This window comes from Acidimicrobiia bacterium, from assembly GCA_016650365.1.
In the GTDB taxonomy this organism is placed as follows: domain Bacteria; phylum Actinomycetota; class Acidimicrobiia; order Spongiisociales; family JAENVV01; genus JAENVV01.
The window spans coordinates 1-18,097 of record JAENVV010000002.1 but is presented as its reverse complement, the minus strand read 5'-3'; the positions used below and the strand labels follow the sequence as shown (position 1 = coordinate 18,097).

The following is an 18,097-nucleotide window of genomic DNA, read 5'->3' as shown; positions in this document are numbered from 1 at the left end:
GACAACACCACCGCAAGGGTTAGCAATATATACCGCACGATTCAACGCTACCGGGTGGTCGGCGCTACCAACCGCTTGACCCGCCGCCGCCACCTCCGCCGCCACCGAAACCGCCACCACCACTAAACCCACCAAAGCCGCCAGATGAACCACCCCACGACGAACCCCAGGACGACGATCCCGACGAACTACCACCGCCGCCGAAGCCGCCGCCCCCGCCAAAGCCACCGAACCAGGAGTTGGTGTCCCTCGACCACGACTGATCCTGATAGATGGGTTCCCAGCCGTGGCCGTGCCCGGTTCCACCGGTAATGATCCAGCGGTAATAGAGCAACGTAAACGGATCGAACGTACGCAGCGAGCTCGGGATGACTTCGCCCGTCCAGCTATCACGACCGCGTCGGGTGCCTCCATGAGCCAGTTCGGGGGCGTAGCGATCGACGTCTTCGATGCCACCGCGGGCCAGCGCCTGCCGCTGCGCCGCGTATGCCACGGCAAATTCTCGAGGGCCACGAGGATCGGAAGCCCCGAAGGCGGCCGCTACGTCTGCATAGGACCCTGACAAGCCCAGCTTGGCAAGCGCCTCACGGGCTTCGGTCCACTTGCGTAATGCCACGCTCGACTCAAGCGAAATCGCCAATAACGCGGCCACCGTCTTGCGAGTGTCACTGTCGAGTCCCTGCGATACCAACCCGTCTGAAAGCTGGTGGTATGCCTCAACGGCCCGATCTCCCCGGTCGAGCAAGGCGGCGGCAATGGCCACCGGCAAGCCGAGCGAGTCGGCCTGGGCCCGCACCTCGGCAATCTCGGACTCCGAGCGTAGACCGGCCATGGCGAATTCAACACTCATCTCCGGATCGTTCCCGAGTCGTTTGGCTTCGGCATAAGCGGCCAGGAAATCGTCTACTGAGTCGTTATTCATGAGAATGAAAGCCGCCACGGCGGGCACCGACAGCCCATCTTGTTTGAGCGCTGATGCCTCGAGTTTGGCGAGCAACGTCTCATACCTGCTGAGCGCTTCTTCCGGATCGTCCTCAAGGTCGACTAGGGCGGCCGTGACAGCCGGCCGAGCCTCATTGTCGGCCAGGCGGTCACGAATCAGTCGGAGTCGGTTCGTCTTGTCGGCAGCCGTCACGTAGGCCGAATCGACCTCATTGACCGAATCGAGAATCGAGGCCCCCGGTACCAGAACCGGCGCCGCCTGAACCAGACGTTCTCCCAGATCATTCACGATGACCGGCCCGATGGGAGTAGCCACCGCCCGATGGATGAGCCGGCGCGCAGTCCGGGTCCGTTCCTGGGCAACCCGATACGGTCGCAACGAAGCAACCAGACTCTTCAGTTCCTCCGACTTCAACGAGAACTGATCGTCATGGGTGGTCACAATGGCCTCGGTAGCAGCCGCCTGAACGGCTTCCTCAAGCAACTGTTGCTCACCGGTGATCGCCAGTTCAAGAGGCATTTCCCGCTCTGCGTTGACCCGTTCCTCCCGGAGCACCTCCAGCAACCCGGCCGACCAGGCGGCGGTCAGAGCTCCGACGTCCTGAGGCTCACCGTCCATGACGGCTTCGAGAGCCATCACCACCGGAAGGGTTTCGGCTCGGGGAGCCTCAACCGGACGCGGCTCGAAGAGTTCGTCGCGCAGCGCCAATTCATGGCCACCGGGAGTCAGCCCCTCAAGAATGAGGTCGACATCGGCTTCCTGGGTTCGTTTGCGCGCCGAAGAAACCAACAGGTTCTTCTTACGGAATTCGCTCGTCACGAAGAACCCACCCGCGATCAGAACGAGTCCCAGGATCGGACTCAATCCGCTACGGCCCGAAGTCGGATTCGGCAGGCTGGGCGTTGGCGTGAACTGATCCTGAGGCACGAAAACGTCCGGCTGATCCGTCGACGGTCCGCTCGTGTCAGGAAAGGCACCACTGTCGTTGAATGTGGCAACCAGGCCGGCGATGATGGCCGAAATACCGCCATCAAAATCTCCGGACGCGAATGAGCTGTTCCCGAGTCCGGCAAGGAAGTCTGGATCAGACAGGCTGATACCGGGACCGGTTTCAATCGCAGTCGTCCGCTCGTCGAGAGCAACGAGCACGACAATGCCATCGTCAAGGCCGGCCTTGCCGACCCCCCAGGTATTGCCAATCTCCTGGGCTAGTCCGTTCGGGTCGTCAGCCGACTGGACGATGACGACCGCTATTTGGTGTCCGTACTGGTTGACGATCCCGTCGATGAGCCGCTCAAGGTTGGCGTCGTCACGGATGACCCCTGCGGTGTCGGTCATCCAACCGTCGCATACGATCCCGGCGACCGCTGGACAGTCGACCGTTTGAGCTCCGACCACGGCCGCCATTGGAACTGCTGCAGCCAGGAGGAAAACGATTGCGAAAATGCGTTTGGCCATGGTCATATCGCAGAGCCTACTTAGGCGGGCCGGCTAATTCGGAGAAAGGAAAAGCCCGAATCTCCGGGACCGGCGGCAGATGAACCCCTACGCTGTCCGCCGAAGAGGAGTCGGATTGAGCGAGATCGCCAAGAACGACAAGAAAACCATTTTCGGATGGGCCATGTACGACTGGGCCAACTCGGCCTATGCGACGACTTCAGGTGCCATCGTGGCCCCATTCTTCACGGGATCCATCGTGCCAGAAGACGGCTATTGGGGGATGTCGGGCGGTGCGATCTGGTCGTTCCTCGTGGCGGGCGGCGCCTTCGTATTGTTCCTGATCATGCCGATCCTGGGGGCCATGGCCGACTTTTCCTCGGCCAAGAAAGCCTTCCTGCAGTTCTTTGCGTTCCTTGGCGCCGCGTTCACGTTTGGCATCTTTTTCGTCCCGGCCGGCGCGGTTCCACTGTTCCTGCTCGTGTTTATCGTCTCCCAGGTCGGGTTCGTCGCCGCCAACGTGTTCTACGACGGCTATCTCCCGATCATCGCCACCGACGAAACCATCGACCGGGTGTCATCGAAAGGGTATGCCCTGGGGTACATAGGAGGGGGCCTGTACGTTCTGCTGGCGTTTGCGCTCATCGTCCTAGCAGATCAGGACGTCATCGGCCTTGGGGTCGAAGCGGCTACCCGGATTGGCATCGCCGGGGCGGGCGTCTGGTGGGTCCTGTTCACGCTCTATGCCCTCAGGCGATTCCCCAAAGACGGAGTCTCTCAGCCCATCCCTGCCGAATATGACGGCCAGCCCGACGTCGTGGCCTACGCCCGGATCGGCTTGGCTCGCACCCTCAAAACCGGGGCGCGTTTGCGCCAATTCCCTCAGCTCCTGCTGTTCATCCTGGCGTTCATGTTCTACAACGACGGCACCCAAACCGTCATCAACATTTCCGGCGCCTATGCCGAGGACACCCTCAACCTGGAACTGCAGGAAGTCATCATTGCGTTCCTCATCGTGCAATTCATTGCCTTCGGGGGGGCGTACGCATTCGGCTGGATCTCAGGAAAAATCAATCCGAAGCGGGCGATTCTCCTTAACCTGGTCGTCTGGGTAGGCCTGGCAGTCAGCGCCTTCTTCCTGCCGGAAGGTGAAGCACTGCCGTTTTACCTGCTTGCCGCGGTAGTCGGTTTTGTGCTCGGCGGCGTTCAGGCCCTGTCACGCAGTTTGTATGGAACCATGATTCCCGAAGAGGCCGCCGCCGAGTTCTACGGGTTCTTCTCGGTCTTCTCGAAATTCTCGGCCATCTGGGGACCGCTCCTGTTCGGCATCGTCACCGCCCAAACCGGCAGCGGCCGCAACGGCATCATCTCCGTCGCGGCGTTCTTCATCATCGGCGGGTTCCTGCTCACGAGGGTTGACGTCGATGAAGCCAGGGCCAGCAAGGAACGCTGGCACTTCGAAGGCGCCGACGTCGACGCCTGATCGCCAAGGTGCAGCTATACCCGCGCCACCCGTCGCCTCGTTCGAGCGCTTGAGGCCAGACCCACGAGAACCGGGACCACCAGAGTTACCACACCGAGTCCGGCAACTGCCACCAGCGATTTCGCCACCGGATTTTCGCTGAACAAGGCCAGCAGGCCGAAGGCAGGTATTCCGGGAATGGCAGCCGTCACGATCAGTACGAGCGCGGTGGCTCCCGCATAAAGCTTCCTGCTCCGAGGAACCGCCCCTACGGCAGCAACCAGGGCGACGGTTTGTTGGACTTCTGACATGGCAAGGTACACGAACAACCCGACGATCCCGACCAGCGCTACCGGGCCCAACAGCCATAGAAGCAGCCGTGGGCCAATCAGGAATGCGGGCAGCCACTCGATGTAATACGTGAACTCTAGGCCAGCCGTCACCAGAACCAACGAGATCGTCACGGCCGCCAATCCGGACCGGACGCGATGGCGGTTGGCGTCTCTGACCGCCATCCGGAGCCAAAGGGGAAGGTTGGGGATCGCACGTTCAAGAGCCGAGATCCCGGCCACCGCCAGGCTGCCGATGCCGACCAGGATCCCAATCGCCGCCACTGCACCAAGGGCAAGGCCAAAGCGGCCGGTCGCATTCCAAGCCGTGGAGGCGAAAATGAACCCAACCAATAGGAACGATATTCCTGCTGCACCGCTGAACCTCCACGGTTTGCGCGCCGGAATGAAGCTATTGAGAGCATCGAGCGCCGAAAGCCTCGATGCCTGCCAGGCGGCGATGGCCGACGCGGCTATCGCCGCCACGATTCCGGTCAACATGGGTGCGAGGTATTCAAGGCGGAACCACGACTGATCAGGATTCGAAACGCCGAAGTAGCTCAAGGGATAAATCCCCAAGCCCATGGAGACCTGGAACAATCCGATACCGAGGATCCCCCCGCAAACTGCCCCCACCCCGCCAACCAACCCGCCCATAACCAGGTATAACAGGAGCATATGCCGCGGCTCCCCACCGCCGGCCGCCGCCATTAGACCGACCTCGCGCAGTTGGGATCGCAGCCTCACCACAAATACCGCACTCACCATCAGTGCCACGAACGCTGCTGCAAGGCCGGTGACTCCCGCTCCCCGGATCCCTGCGTATGGAGAAAACGCAACCGGGTTATCTCGGTCGATGGGAGCAAGCTCGACCGACCAGCCCGAAGGAACCGAATCGGGACCCGTTGGAGCTGACTGACCATCAAGCTCCCGTGCGTACATCAGGCGCACCTCGGCCAAGAGAACATCTTTGCGAAGATCAGGTGCCGGTTCCGGACTAATGACGCCGCGCCACAAACCGTCCCGGTAAACCCCGACCACTTCACGGTCCCCCAACCCGGGTACGTCGACGGTATCACCGATGGAATACGGCCCCCAGCCCGGCACCATCACTTCGCCAAAGCCGGGCAGTCGCCCCCGGCTCAACGGCGAATGTCCCTCTGCCAACGGGTTCGCAAAATCAACAAATGTAACGAAGTCGTCCGCTCCATACCTTTCGACGACTCGCATCGAAGGCGCTCCATAGCGATCGACAATCTGGCTGATGTCACCTTCGAAATCGTCTACGGACACCACCCCGTCATTGGTCGGTTCGCCATACAGCGACGCTGATACAAGTGTCCGAGCATTAAGGTATCTATAGCCCAGATAGGCGCTTCGATCATTGGCCAGAATCGTCGAGGACGTGGCGTATACGCCTGCGGCAACCGCCAGGCCAATCAGACCCGCGGACGCAAACCACCGCCGCTGATTCCGCGTGATATCTCGCCTCGCCATCTTCCAGATCGGGCCTGGAATCAACCTGGTCATACCGGCAACTCTGTCGGGGTTGCGGAGCGTTCGGTGGCCTCGACAATGACCCCATCCGACATACGGACCACCCGGTCAGCCCAGGCCGCCTGGCCCGGATCGTGGGTAACCACAACGACGGCCGCGCCGCGCTGAGCGCGCTCGAAAAGCAGTCGCATGATTACCTCGGCGGTCAACTCGTCCAGCGCCCCGGTGGGTTCGTCCGCCAGCAGAACAGATCGCTCGCCGACCAATGCCCTGGCAATCGCCACCCGTTGCTGCTGCCCACCCGACAACTCATCAGGAAACGCGTCAGCGACATCACGCTCGATCACCCCGGCGAGAGCTTCTCGCGCCTGCTCGGCGGCCGGTCTGGGCCTCATCCCACCCAGCTCAAGCGGCATGGCGACGTTCTCGGCCGCCGTCAGCGTCGGAATCAGGTTGAAGTCCTGAAAGACATACCCGATCGACGTCCGGCGCATCCTGGCCAGATCCCGAACCGATAGTTCGCCGAGGGTCCGCCCACCGACCAGGATCGAGCCCGACGTTGGCCGATCTATGCCACCCATCAGGTTAAGTAGCGTCGTCTTGCCGCACCCGGAACGGCCGGTGATGGCAACCATCTCGCCCGGATCGACGATTAGAGACACGTCGTGAACGGCATCGACCGAACCACTTTTCGTTTCAAAGACTCGGCTGACGTTCCGCAGTTGCAACCGCATCTGCCACTCCCCTCTGTTCAGCTAGTACCCGTAGACGTTCTTCGGTGCGTTCTATCCAACGCAGCTCGGCTTCGGCCAGAAAGACCAGCCGATCGAGGTGCATGGTCCACCGCACATCTTCTTCAGGACGCGCCGCCCGCAACGCGTTGAAATCCTGGAGCGCCTTCATCGTGTTGACGCGCTGCACCCTGAGCACTTCGCCGATTTCCACCCCGGGATCTTTCATGGCGATGAGCAGTTTCAACGAAACTTCGTCGCGGTTGTCGACGGTCCTTTCAACTGGAGTGGTGAACCACTGCCCGGCAGCAACTGACCCAGATTCCGTGAGACCGTATGTCGTGCGTCCCTCGATATCGGTCTCGATCTCAAGGACCAAACCGTCTCGCTGAAGGCGCTGAAGGGTCGTGTAGACCTGACCAAAGTTCAGATGCCACGTGTCGCCGGCCGCTTCATCGAACTCGACCTTCAACTGGTACCCATGCTTGGGCCCGGTTCTGAGAAGGGCTAACAGTCCGTCCTTTACACTCACACCACCAGCCTACATATACCCGGTATATATATCAAGTATATAAATTCCCATGACGCGGCCACAGGACGGGGTTCTGGTGCGTTGCAGCTGGGGTCAGTCACCGCGAAGCATTCAGCCGGGCGGGTCGAGGGTGGGAAACCCCGCCGGGTCGGCACATCCAGCCAAGGAGTTCACCTCATCGAGTAGGTAGCCACCACCGAACGAGACCGCCTCGCCGACCATGCCAATGCAGTAATGACGACCGTCGGCCATCACCCCAACCAGCAACACCGAATCTCCGTCGAGCTCAATCCCGATCACACCAGGAGTTAGGTTCGTCAAGCCGGCTTGCCACCCATCGATCAAGCCGAGCTGCTCCATGCCATCTAGTTCATCGGTTCCGAAGGCACCGTCGCTGGCGCGAACTTGTTGCAGGGATGCCTGGACCTCCTGCAGGTCGCTTTGCAGCTGCGACGGATCCGACGGGTCTACCCCATTCAGGAACGCAAAATACTCATCTTGAGTTACCGTGTTCTGAGGGTGGTCGATCGGCCCGATGTCCCCCCCCCAGTTGTACGAGAAAAACAGCTCCCGCCCGTCCGGAGCGTCGCCCAGCCGTCCACTTCCTCCGATTATGAGTCCCTCACCGTTCACCCACCATGAGAAGACGCGGGGAGCGGCGGCGGCATACTCGAAACCCGCCCGACCGTCGAACTCTCCAGGACCGACAAGCAGAAAGTCACCGAGCCGGAAGTCGAAGGGCTCAAGGTTTTGAGCCGCAATGGCTCCTGGCTTAAAAAAGTCGTTGGCCAACTCAGCGAATGTGGCACTGGCCTCCACCAACGCTCCTCCGGGAGTCGGGCCGAATCTGGCCCATACCGAACCATCGATGAGGACCACTTCGATCTCGTCGCCGTCGGCCATGCCCAAGATACGTCCGGCTTCCGGTTCACGTTGATAGGTATAGACAGCCTCTTGATGGATACCGTCGCCGGCGATTCGAAACGCCACCTCGTACCGATCGACGTCGAGGCGCCCGAATAGATCAAAAGCGGAGATGTCGAGCACTTCGGGCAGGTCAACTGCCGGAGCCGCCGCCAACGTGGTGGAGGGTGAACCAACAGCCCCGGGCACGGTCGGCGTCACCGCAGGGAGCTGCAGGGGCGGGAGGGTCGGCGCGGTACGTTCGAGGGCGACCTCTCCCCCACAAGCCACGGTGCCGATAACCAGCACCAAACCCATCACTATGCGTGATCCCCACATCCGGCACAGTGTAGATCTGCTGGCACGTCGGGCAATGGTCGCTACGATGCTGTCATGAACGACGAACCCACACCCGACGCTGACGGGCCCGACGAACTCGGCCTCGAACCGACCGAAGGTATCGACATCACGGATGGAGAGACGCTTCCAACCTCGATCGACGAAACCGTAGAAATGGAAACATCTCCTGCTGACGAGCAGGCCCCTGCCACCCCGGCTACCCCAACCACGATCTACAAGGGTTCGGGCTTTCGATGGTCGATGCTGTTCGGCGCCATTCTTTTGGCGGTCGTCATCATCCTGGTCGTCCAAAACACCGGAACCGTCGAATTCAAGTTTCTGCAATGGAGGGTTAGCGCTCCGCTGGCCGGCATCCTTCTCGGAACCACGCTGGTTGCGGTGATCATCGACGAAATCGTCGGTTATGTGATCCGGATCCGACGCCGCAAGGTGAAGCAACAACTGGCAGAACTCAAAGAACTCAAAGCTCAGCTCAACCCTCCAGTTGAACGACGCAGGTTCGGCAAAAAGAACTCGTGACCGAACGCCTCGTGGTGATCGGCGGTGACGCCGCCGGCATGTCAGCCGCGTCCCAGGCCAGGCGTCGTCGTACCTCGGACGATCTGATCATCGATGTGTTCGAAATGACGCAGCGGGTTAGCTATTCGGCCTGCGGCGAACCGTATTACATCTCTGGCGACGTCCCCAACATAGAGCAGCTCATTGCCCGCACCCCCGCCCAGTTCAGCCAACAAGACATCAGCGTCCACCTTGGAAACACTGTCACTGAAATCGACACGGATAGCCGGACGATCACCGTCCTGAATGGTCGAGAATCCCGGGTAGTCCCCTTCGACCAGCTCGTGTATGCCACCGGTGCCCGACCCGTTCGACCACCGATCGAAGGCATCGACCTGACCGGCGTGTTTCATCTCAAGACCCTCGACGACGCAGAGGCGATCAAGGCCGCCGCCGCTCATGCCAAAAACGCAGTCGTGGTGGGGGGCGGTTACATCGGCTTGGAAATGGCCGAAGCGTTTCACGTGCGCGGTATCACCACCACGTTGGTCACGTCGGGGGCGGTCGTGATGAACCGATCAATCGATCAAGATCTGGGAGCGATCGTGACCGCAGGCATGCGGGAACGAGGCATAGCCGTCCGACCCGACCACCGGGTCAACTGTCTGGCAGACGAGCAAGGTCACGTCCGAGGAATTCAACTCGACGGGGGCCTCCTGGAGGCCGACATCGTCATCCTGGCGCTTGCAACGAGACCGGTGTCCGAACTCGCAGCCGAGGCAGGCATTCGGATCGGCCCGACCGGAGCCGTGGCGGTGGACAATCGACAACGGACGTCCGTCGAAGGTATCTGGTCAGCGGGCGACTGTGCCGAAGCCCTCCATCGAATCACCGGCCGACCCGCCAACGTGCACCTGGGAACGGTCGCCAACAAACAAGGACGGGTCGCCGGCATCAACATTGGCGGGGACGAAGCCACGTTTCCTGGAATCCTCGGAACGGCGATCACGAAAGTTCTCGACATCGAAATCGCCCGTACTGGATTGAGCCAGTCTGAGGCCGAGAGTGCTGGCATTGAAGCGGTGACCGCCATCACCGAATCCACCACCATGGCCGGATACTGGCCCGAATCAACCGACATGACCCTCAAGGTCACTGCTGAGCGCCGCACCGGTCGGCTGCTTGGAGCACAGATCGTCGGCGGCCGGTCGGCCGGCAAGCGTATCGACACGCTCGCGACCGGGATCTGGAATGAAATGGATGGCCTGGCCTTCTCGATGATGGACCTCTCCTATGCACCGCCCTTCTCGGGGACCTGGGATCCGGTTCTGATCGCCGCCCGCCGCGCCTACGAAAGCGCCATGTGAGAGCGGCGGGATTCCTCCTCACCGCGACCCTCGCCGGCGCGTGCGCATCCCTCCAGGCCCGACCACCGGCTACCTCGGAGAGTTCTCAACCCATCACGTTCGAGAGTCCCACGGCATCGGCCGAGGCCAGAACCGCGACCGTGCTGTACGTGCAAGATGGTGATTCCTTCAGAGTCGAGATTGACGGCCAGGAGGAACGGGTGCGCCTGATTGGTATCAACTCACCTGAACAAGGCGAATGCTTCGGTCAGGAAGCTCGCGCACTACTCGACGACTTGATCGGGGGCCAACCCGTTTTGGTTGGTACCGACGTCGAGGAATTCGACCAGTACGGGCGCATCCTGGGGTACGTGTGGTCGGGTGACGTCTTCGTGAATGCCGAACTGGTCCGGCAGGGCGCCGCCCTGGCGAGAGGCTACGAGCCAAACACGACGTTACAGGCGGTACTTGACGGGGCAGAACAGATTGCCCAGGAAGAAGAAACCGGCATGTGGTCTTCGACGGCCTGCGGGTCAACCGAGCACTTTGAGGTGGCCATCACCGGGATCAACGCCGACGCCATCGGACGGGACAACGAGAATCTGAACGGTGAGTGGGTCACCATCGAATCCAATCACCCAACCGTCATCGACCTGTCCGGGTGGACCATAAGAGACGAATCATCCGTGCATCGCTACACGTTCGGTTCCGGCGTTCTCTTAGCCCCGGAAGAGTCATTGGTTCTCTATACGGGCTGCGGGCCGGATCAGTCACTTGAGTTGTATTGGTGTAACGACACTCCGGTGTGGGATAACGAAGCCGATACCGGCTTCGTTCTGGATGGCAACGGCTCGATTGTCGATCAGTACAGATATTGATTCTCGCCGGGCGGCGGTCGTATACCGGACATCAAGTAGTGGTGAGCTGTTATACATACGCCGTACTACCAACAATGAAGGGACGAACCACCCATGGCATTCATGGATACGATCAAGAATATGTTCGGAAAAGCCAAAAATGTTGCAGCCGAGGCGGCCGAGAGTGCCGGCGACGCCGTGGAGAAAGCCAAAGACATGGCCGAGCATTTGGGTGAAGGCGTAGGCGACATGGTCGAAGGCGCTATGGACAAAGCTGAAGGAGCCCTCGGCAAGGCCAAAGATGTCGCGGGCGATCTGGTCGAGAAGGCCAAGGACTCGGCCGGCGACGTGGTCGAAAAGGTCAAGGGTGGCGCCGCAGCCGCCACCGATGCCGCCAGCGACACGGCCAGTGATGTGGCGGATGCCGCCGGCGACGCAGTGGACGACGCAACCGATGTCGCGAGCGATGCCGTGGACGAGGTCAAAAGCGAAGACGAGTAGCCAGTAACCGGTTGAAATCATCAGCGGGGGGCGGCCAGTACGTCCCCCTCTGGTATTGACGGGCCGCTAACGTCAACCGCATGAGCGACGTTGCGTACACCTCGAAGGTCAGAATCGAACGGGTTCGAGGCCCGATTCGCAAGGTATGGATGCCGGCCCTAGAAAAGCCAATCACCTTCGGAGTGCACGGAGCCATCGCCGAGCATTACGGTGTCGACCCTGAGGAATACCCGCCCGACGCCACCACGATTGACTACGTTATCGCCGCCGCCGGCGGTTGACTGACGGGAACCTTCGGGGGCGCGCTGGAGGCGCGCGGCATCAACGCATCACACGGGGACCTGATCTCTGAGACGACTGGCGAGGTCGAGAAAGAGGGCAAGGTCCTGGTAATCAAACGCATCCATGTCACCTACACGCTCAAAGGCGTAGAAGGCGACCAACGCGACACCGCAGAAAGAGTCCATGGATTCCATGCCGATTTCTGTCCGGTGGCACGCTCGATTCGCGACTCCATCGAGATCACGACCGAACTGCAATTAGCCCCTTGAACCCCGGTGAGACCCTCAACGACATAGCCCGCGACGAATGGGCAGATCCAGTCGCCGCAGCCACTAAGGCTGCCAAGGCATTACTCGAACTTACCGAAACCTCCTGGGCGGAGGTTGGCGTTACCGCCGCGCAAGCCTTGCGGAAGCGGCGGTCCGACCAGGCCCTCCTCCTGGCAGTTACCGAAGCTGCCATGGATCTAAATCCGGGTCGAAGTGGGGTGGCCCTGCTAGCAATAATCGGGCGGCTTGAAGATCCGCGCTGGTCGATGGACCTGGCCTATGAGGCGGCCCGCTTCCCGAGCCTGGGAGTCTTGTCGCTGGGATCCGGAACTCTCGCTGTGTTGCAGGCGGTGACCGAAGCTGCCAGCCCGGAGTTGCGGACCAGTAGCCGGGCGTTTCGAAGGGGGCTTCTCGAGTATGCGGCGCCCGTATCGCTGGTACCGGCCGAGACCGCAGACTGTGTATTACTCCCGGTCGCCGCCCGCCACAATCAACGGCTGTGGACGACGGCAGCCTGCGCCCGTGCGGCGCGAGCCGCCCTGACCGCCGGACGGGCCATCCTGCCGGTGGCACACCCTGTTTCCGAACTGTCTCCACTGAGCCGGCAGGTGTTCCGCCCGGCAGCCCACATCATCGACCTCGTCATCCAACCTGCCGGGTAGGGCTGACCGAGCCCTTCTGAGGCGCCACTAATGTGTCGCGAGACAGCTCACCTTGAGAGGAAAACATGGGCCGGGTATCGGAACGCATTGCTTCAATTGAACCGTCGGCTACGGTTTCAATCACCGCCACAGCCAAGGCGATGAAGGCTGCCGGCATCCCGGTCATTGGCTTCGGCGCCGGAGAACCGGACTTCCCGACTCCTGATTACATCGTCGAGGCCGCCGTGGCCGCCTGCCGCGACCCGAAAAACCACAAATATACTGCTTCCTCAGGATTGCCCGAATTACGTCAGGCCCTCGCCGACAAGACCAAACGAGACTCGGGACTCGACCTCGAAGCTTCCCAGTTCCTCGTTACCGATGGCGGAAAGATGGCCGTGTTCGAGGCTTTCGCAACCCTGCTCGATCCGGGCGACGAAGTGCTCCTCCCCACGCCCTACTGGGTCACCTACCCCGAGGCGATCAGGATGGCAGGCGGGGTCCCTGTGAATGTGATGACCGACGCATCAACGGGCTTCAAAGCGACCGTCGAGATGCTCGAAAAACATCTCACTCCTGCGACAAAGATCCTGTTGTTCGTGTCTCCGTCGAATCCGACCGGGGCGGTATACACCAGAGGCGAGATCTCTGCTCTGGGTGCCTGGGCAGCCGAAAAAGGCTTGTGGGTCCTGACAGACGAGATCTACGAACACCTCGTCTATGGCGATGCCGTCTTCGCGTCAATGCCGACGCTGGTGCCCGAGATCAGGGATCGATGTGTCATCGTGAACGGCGTCGCCAAAACGTATTCGATGACCGGGTGGCGAGTCGGCTGGATGGCCGGCCCACCCGACATCATCCAGGCTGCGTCAAACATGCAGTCGCACACAACAAGCAACGTTGACAACATCGCCCAGCGGGCAGCGTTGGCGGCAGTAAGTGGCCCGCTCGACGCAGTGGCCACCATGCGAGCCGCTTTTGATCGGCGCCGCCAAACGATGGTTTCCATGCTCAACGCGATTGATGGCGTCGAGTGCATCGAGCCGGAAGGCGCCTTCTACGCCTTTCCGAATTTCGAGGGCATTCTCGGGCGTTCTATCAACGGCCATACGCCTACCACGACGCTGGATCTGGCCGCGGACATCCTGGAGTTCGCTCAGGTGGCGATCGTACCCGGCGAGGCCTTCGGGGCACCGGGCTACGCCCGGATGTCATACGCCCTCAGCGACGAGGACCTCATCGAAGGCATAGAGCGGATCGCCCAGCTCCTCGCTTGACCTGGTCGGTTTCGGCGAACGCGACCGCCACTACAATCCGCGTGCGCAAGGCGAGGTCGCAATAGTGTCGGTAGCAGGGAACAGTGCACGGGCCATGATCCTGGTCGAGCCGCGCCGGTTTACGCCTACCCGACTCCCCGTCGGGGAGATGGAAGTTGGCGGGTGGCTGGCCGTCGAGGCAACAGGGCTTTCCGGCGTCGACGTACAGGCCTGGGAAGGCACCAGCCGATTCGTGAAGTACCCACTAATCCCGGGCCACGAGGTAGTCGGCCGCATAGCCGAAGCTATGACGGACTTTGGCATTCCAGTTGGCACCCGGGTAGTCGTGGAGAGCTCCATCAGATGCGGAGCCTGCCGTCGCTGCATGAACAACGTATCGTCCTGCAACCTCCGCAGACCAGTCAACGCCTATGGACAGCTGCCATCTACCGAAAGCCCGGCCCTATGGGGTGGGTTTGCCGAGCTCATGTACCTCGACCCCGGTTCGCGTTTGCATGTCGTTTCCGATGATGTACCGGCAGTGGTGTCGGCCTTCGCCCACCCCCTTGCGGCGGGATTCACCTGGGCGGTGGAGGTTCCCGACCTTAGAGCCGGCGAGAATGTTCTCATCATGGGGCCCGGCCCGCGTGGTCTGTCTGCCCTCGTGGCTGCCAAAGCCGCCGGCGCTGGATGGGTGGGCATCACTGGACTCTCCCATGACGCCGACCGACTTCGCCTCGCCAAAGAACTTGGCGCCGACATGATCGTGTTCTCCGATGTCGACGATCCTGCCAGCGCGGTGGCCGACAGCCTTGGTTCCCGCCCCGATATCGTCATCGACGTGACCTCAAACGATACCGAAGCAATCCTGCTCGGTCTTGACCTGGTCCGGGTCGGCGGCCGCCTCGTTCTGGCATCAACCAAAGGCACCGCACCGGTCAACCAGCTGTTCTCGGATATCATCGTCGTCAAGGAACTCAGCGTTCGAGGTGCGTTCGGCGCCTCGTCAGCCGGCTACCACTGGGCCACCCGGCAGCTAGCGCAAGACAGTCGGCTCGACCACATGGTCTCTCACGAGTTTCCACTCGAAGAAGCCGACAAGGCCATCCAGGCTTCTGCCGGTCATTTTGGCCGCGAAGACCTGATCTCGGTTGCTCTGGCCGTCTCCTGATGCTCGCGAGGCGACGCCTGGTTTTGATAGCCAACCCGGCGGCATCGCAGTTCACCGGCGGCACACACCGGGAGGTTCTGGCCCGCCTTCGCGCCGAATTTGAGGTCGATGCGCAATGGCCCGAGACCGCCGAGGCCGTCATTGAGGTCGCCACAAGGGCTGCCACCGAAAATGTCGATGTCGTGGTGGCCATGGGTGGCGATGGGGTGGTCAACAAGGTCGTAAACGGGATCGCCGGAAGCGGGACCGCGCTGGGCATCATCCCGGTCGGAACAACGAACGTGTTGGCGGCAATCATGGGCATCGATCCGGATCCCATCAAAGCCACGGCCCAGATCGTCTCACACCCGATTTCAAGGCCTATCAATCTCGCCAGAATCACGCTCGACGATGGTGATCCCGTCTATGCAACGTTTGCCGCCGGAGTCGGCTTCGATGCCGAGGTGGTGCATCGGGCCGAACAGACCCCCAATAAGAAGCTGTTTATGGGTGGGTTCCACTACGCCAAGACATCGGCCAATGTACTCTGGTCACAGTTTCGCCATCGCCTTGCGACGTTGCGAGTCACGCTCGACGACGGGAGCCACGACGCCGTGGTTACTATGATCGAAGTCCATTGGCCGTATACCTACTTCGGTCGGGTACCCCTCAGTCTCGCCAAGGAGGCACCCACCCATGGCTTTCACGTGGCCGGCCTTGATCAACTGCCGATTCGTCGAGTGCCATCGATCGCCTGGGCGGCGCTACGCGGATCCTCGTGGGATGGAGTGCGGGGAGGATTTCAGGCTCTCAACAAAGATTCGGTTCTTGTTGAAGCCGACCCTCCCGCCTACGTCCAGGCTGATGGGGACGTACTTGGGCTGGCCAGCCGAATCGAAATCGAATCCGTCCCTGACGGCGTACTCATCCTCGCCTAGCGGAGTTTTGGAGAAACCCGTCGCTCGGTGGCCAAACGCGAGACGCCGCCAGGCGTCAAGGGACCAGCCTCGCTGATGACCGCCGTGAACCACGACAGTGGAACGAGTTCCATATCCATTGCTTCGGCCCGACCGGCGGCTGTGGCAAAAAGTTCCTCGGCAAGGATCTTGTCGGTCGCCGCGATCACGTAGCGAGGGACATCCGCATCCAGCCCTGCCGCGGTGATGCGAGACGTGCCTTCTTTGTTGATCATCCGACCTGGTCCGATCGCGTCGGCGCCAACCAGAATCAAATCAACCCCGGCAACATAGGCCGCCGCCTGGCCCACGGACAACATCTCGATCGAGTATCCGGCTGAGGCCAGCTCGGCGGCCATCTGGCGTCCTTCGCCGGAACCTTCTTCGACCGTGCACGTCACAGAAAACGAGGTTGAACGTCTCGCCAGGTCCAGAACGGCTCTGACCGACGAAGAAGAAGAATGCACCAGGACACTATCGCCGTCACTGATGAGGGCCGATCCCTGCTCGGCAAGCCGCAGCGGAACCTGGCCGAGTCGCTCAACCTCGGCGTCAAGCGTTTTGAGAAGCAGCTGAAGATCGGGAGCGTCGTAGACGAGGTTGCGCAGGTTCGCAATGGCCGCCGCCGTCGGTTGAGCCCTGAAGACCACATCGATGCCTTCTCGGACCGGAAGGCACGGGTCGTCGATGTGGGCGCTCCCGGCAGCTTCCCCGAGAGATCGCAGTGCTGAGGCAGTTTGCATCGCCACACTGGTCGAGCCAGACACCTGGTCGACGGCTATACCGGTCAGGCGGCGCCACACCGGCCACGACATCCAGATCGTCAACAAGTCCTCCTCAACATGTGGCGTCCGGTGTCCTTTTCGACGCCCCATAAACAAAGGCTCCGGTAAGGGGGGTAACCGGAGCCCTTGTTGCGGGACGTAGGAGGTTTTCAGCAGAATCGATGCCAGGGAAAGTCTCGAGACGCGACCTCCTACCCGCAGAACTCTGCCCAAAGTATGCACCTCGAACAATACTTACGTGATAGTACTGACGTACCTGATTGCCGGTATCTGGGAGGAATCTTCCAGAACCTGTAGGAATGATCAACCAGGATCCCCCAATCCCACCACTTTGATCGTCGGGAAAGCGACCTCGATTCCTTCGGCACCAAAGCGGGTGACGATTCGCTCAAGCGCGATACGCTTCACCTGCCAACGGGCGTCAGCCCTGGTTACGAGGACGGCACGCACGACGATTGACGAGTCCGCCAACTCGTTGACTCCTTGCACTTCTCCTGGTTCGGTAAACAAGTCCGAATATTCAGCTTCGATGGCCCGAACCTCATCCTCAAGTACAGCTTTAACCTTGGCGAGGTCCGAGCCATAGGCGACGCCGACATCAACCACGGCTTTCGAAAACTCCTTTGTGAAGTTAGACGCCACATTGATCTGTCCATTGGGCACAAAATGCACGGCGCCATTCACATCTCGGAGAACCGTTACTCGCAGGCGAATATCCGTGACGGCTCCCGTTACCCCGGCCACCGCAACGGTATCACCAATATCGAATTGACCTTCGGCGAGGATCATAAACCCGGCAATGACATCCTTCACGGCGTCTTGAGCACCAAATCCAACCGCCAACCCGACCGCTGACCCAACGGCCAGAAGGGGGGTTATCGGGACGTACCAGACACTGAGCAACATGAGCACCGCAATCACGCCAAGCGCTATGAACGAGACTCGGCGACCGGCGGCCCACAGTGTCGTCACACGCTGCTGTCGCTCAGGATCATCGGGGGTTGGCCTTTCGGCCGTCCGACGAGCGAGTCGAGCCACCAGCCACCCAGACACCAGAACCGCTCCGAGCACGCCCAGGGTCTGGGCTACTTGGGGGCTGAAGTTCGACCACAGATCACTCATGTCGAACGATCCTAGGCAGATTGTTGGGCACGCTCGGCCTCGACGGAGATTTGAGCGAGTACGGCTCCCAGCTCGGCTCGTTCTCGCACCGCAGCACGCAGTGGTTGCCCAAGCACGCGCTCAAGCTGCGAATCCAGATCAGTGACCATCTGCTGGCGGAACTCGACGATTCGAGCTCTGCCGAGCGTCCGCCCGGAGGCATCGAGCAGCCGACTCAAACCGAGACCAACCACCAACCCG

At 61.1% G+C, this 18,097-nt stretch carries 19 protein-coding genes; 11 read left to right on the top strand and 8 right to left on the bottom strand.

What is annotated here, in order from left to right:
- Window positions 1-64: 64 nt before the first annotated feature.
- Complete coding sequence (locus tag JJE47_00155; GenBank protein ID MBK5265821.1) at window positions 65-2,407, bottom strand: TPM domain-containing protein; 2,343 nt, start codon at window positions 2,405-2,407, stop codon at window positions 65-67.
- A gap of 109 nt (window positions 2,408-2,516) precedes the next feature.
- On the opposite strand from JJE47_00155, the gene JJE47_00150 reads away from it, so the two are divergent.
- Window positions 2,517-3,863: an MFS transporter gene (locus JJE47_00150; protein MBK5265820.1), complete on the top strand. Its 1,347-nt coding sequence runs from the start codon at window positions 2,517-2,519 to the stop codon at window positions 3,861-3,863.
- Between the two features lie 14 nt (window positions 3,864-3,877).
- Here JJE47_00150 and JJE47_00145 read toward each other — a convergent pair whose 3' ends face one another.
- The 4 genes from JJE47_00145 to JJE47_00130 all read right to left on the bottom strand — a co-directional run bounded on the left by JJE47_00145 (window position 3,878) and on the right by JJE47_00130 (window position 8,173).
- On the bottom strand, window positions 3,878-5,701 hold the full coding sequence (locus tag JJE47_00145) for a hypothetical protein (GenBank protein ID MBK5265819.1): 1,824 nt from the start codon (window positions 5,699-5,701) through the stop codon (window positions 3,878-3,880).
- Complete coding sequence (locus tag JJE47_00140; protein ID MBK5265818.1) at window positions 5,698-6,402, bottom strand: ABC transporter ATP-binding protein; 705 nt, start codon at window positions 6,400-6,402, stop codon at window positions 5,698-5,700. Before JJE47_00140 ends, JJE47_00145 begins: the two co-directional genes overlap by 4 nt.
- Window positions 6,365-6,931 (bottom strand): helix-turn-helix transcriptional regulator, encoded by a 567-nt coding sequence (locus tag JJE47_00135; GenBank protein ID MBK5265817.1) that lies wholly within the window; start codon window positions 6,929-6,931, stop codon window positions 6,365-6,367. Before JJE47_00135 ends, JJE47_00140 begins: the two co-directional genes overlap by 38 nt.
- Before the next feature lie 111 nt (window positions 6,932-7,042).
- Window positions 7,043-8,173 (bottom strand): hypothetical protein, encoded by a 1,131-nt coding sequence (locus JJE47_00130; GenBank protein MBK5265816.1) that lies wholly within the window; start codon window positions 8,171-8,173, stop codon window positions 7,043-7,045.
- 54 nt (window positions 8,174-8,227) lie between these two features.
- Here JJE47_00130 and JJE47_00125 point away from each other — a divergent pair, with 54 nt between their 5' ends.
- The 10 genes from JJE47_00125 (at window position 8,228) to JJE47_00080 (ending at window position 15,932) form a co-directional block, all read left to right on the top strand.
- Entirely contained in the window at window positions 8,228-8,713 is a 486-nt protein-coding gene (locus JJE47_00125) for a DUF1049 domain-containing protein (GenBank protein ID MBK5265815.1), read from the top strand.
- Window positions 8,710-10,059 (top strand): FAD-dependent oxidoreductase, encoded by a 1,350-nt coding sequence (locus tag JJE47_00120; protein ID MBK5265814.1) that lies wholly within the window; start codon window positions 8,710-8,712, stop codon window positions 10,057-10,059. Before JJE47_00125 ends, JJE47_00120 begins: the two co-directional genes overlap by 4 nt.
- Window positions 10,056-10,916: a thermonuclease family protein gene (locus tag JJE47_00115; protein ID MBK5265813.1), complete on the top strand. Its 861-nt coding sequence runs from the start codon at window positions 10,056-10,058 to the stop codon at window positions 10,914-10,916. Before JJE47_00120 ends, JJE47_00115 begins: the two co-directional genes overlap by 4 nt.
- A gap of 93 nt (window positions 10,917-11,009) precedes the next feature.
- Entirely contained in the window at window positions 11,010-11,396 is a 387-nt protein-coding gene (locus JJE47_00110; GenBank protein MBK5265812.1) for a YtxH domain-containing protein, read from the top strand.
- A gap of 80 nt (window positions 11,397-11,476) precedes the next feature.
- A complete protein-coding gene (locus tag JJE47_00105; protein ID MBK5265811.1) occupies window positions 11,477-11,677 on the top strand; it encodes a hypothetical protein in 201 nt (66 codons plus the stop codon).
- The gene (locus tag JJE47_00100) at window positions 11,678-11,947 is read left to right on the top strand and encodes an OsmC family protein (GenBank protein MBK5265810.1); all 270 of its coding nucleotides are present in this window, start codon (window positions 11,678-11,680) and stop codon (window positions 11,945-11,947) included.
- A complete protein-coding gene (locus JJE47_00095) occupies window positions 11,944-12,609 on the top strand; it encodes a hypothetical protein (GenBank protein ID MBK5265809.1) in 666 nt (221 codons plus the stop codon). Before JJE47_00100 ends, JJE47_00095 begins: the two co-directional genes overlap by 4 nt.
- Window positions 12,610-12,674: 65 nt before the next feature.
- Window positions 12,675-13,865: a pyridoxal phosphate-dependent aminotransferase gene (locus JJE47_00090; protein ID MBK5265808.1), complete on the top strand. Its 1,191-nt coding sequence runs from the start codon at window positions 12,675-12,677 to the stop codon at window positions 13,863-13,865.
- Window positions 13,866-13,929: 64 nt separating this feature from the next.
- The gene (locus JJE47_00085) at window positions 13,930-15,015 is read left to right on the top strand and encodes an alcohol dehydrogenase catalytic domain-containing protein (protein MBK5265807.1); all 1,086 of its coding nucleotides are present in this window, start codon (window positions 13,930-13,932) and stop codon (window positions 15,013-15,015) included.
- Window positions 15,015-15,932, top strand: coding sequence for a hypothetical protein (locus JJE47_00080; protein MBK5265806.1), 918 nt, complete (start codon window positions 15,015-15,017; stop codon window positions 15,930-15,932). The genes JJE47_00085 and JJE47_00080 overlap by 1 nt, the downstream gene beginning before the upstream one ends.
- Here the strand turns inward: JJE47_00080 and JJE47_00075 are convergent.
- The 3 genes from JJE47_00075 to JJE47_00065 form a co-directional block, all read right to left on the bottom strand.
- Window positions 15,929-16,777: a hypothetical protein gene (locus JJE47_00075; GenBank protein MBK5265805.1), complete on the bottom strand. Its 849-nt coding sequence runs from the start codon at window positions 16,775-16,777 to the stop codon at window positions 15,929-15,931. The two genes, JJE47_00080 and JJE47_00075, sit on opposite strands and share 4 nt — an antisense overlap.
- Before the next feature lie 261 nt (window positions 16,778-17,038).
- Entirely contained in the window at window positions 17,039-17,857 is an 819-nt protein-coding gene (locus tag JJE47_00070) for a mechanosensitive ion channel family protein (GenBank protein MBK5265804.1), read from the bottom strand.
- A gap of 11 nt (window positions 17,858-17,868) precedes the next feature.
- Window positions 17,869-18,097, bottom strand: a 229-nt coding sequence (locus tag JJE47_00065) for a hypothetical protein (protein ID MBK5265803.1), incomplete at its 5' end; no start/stop codon positions are given.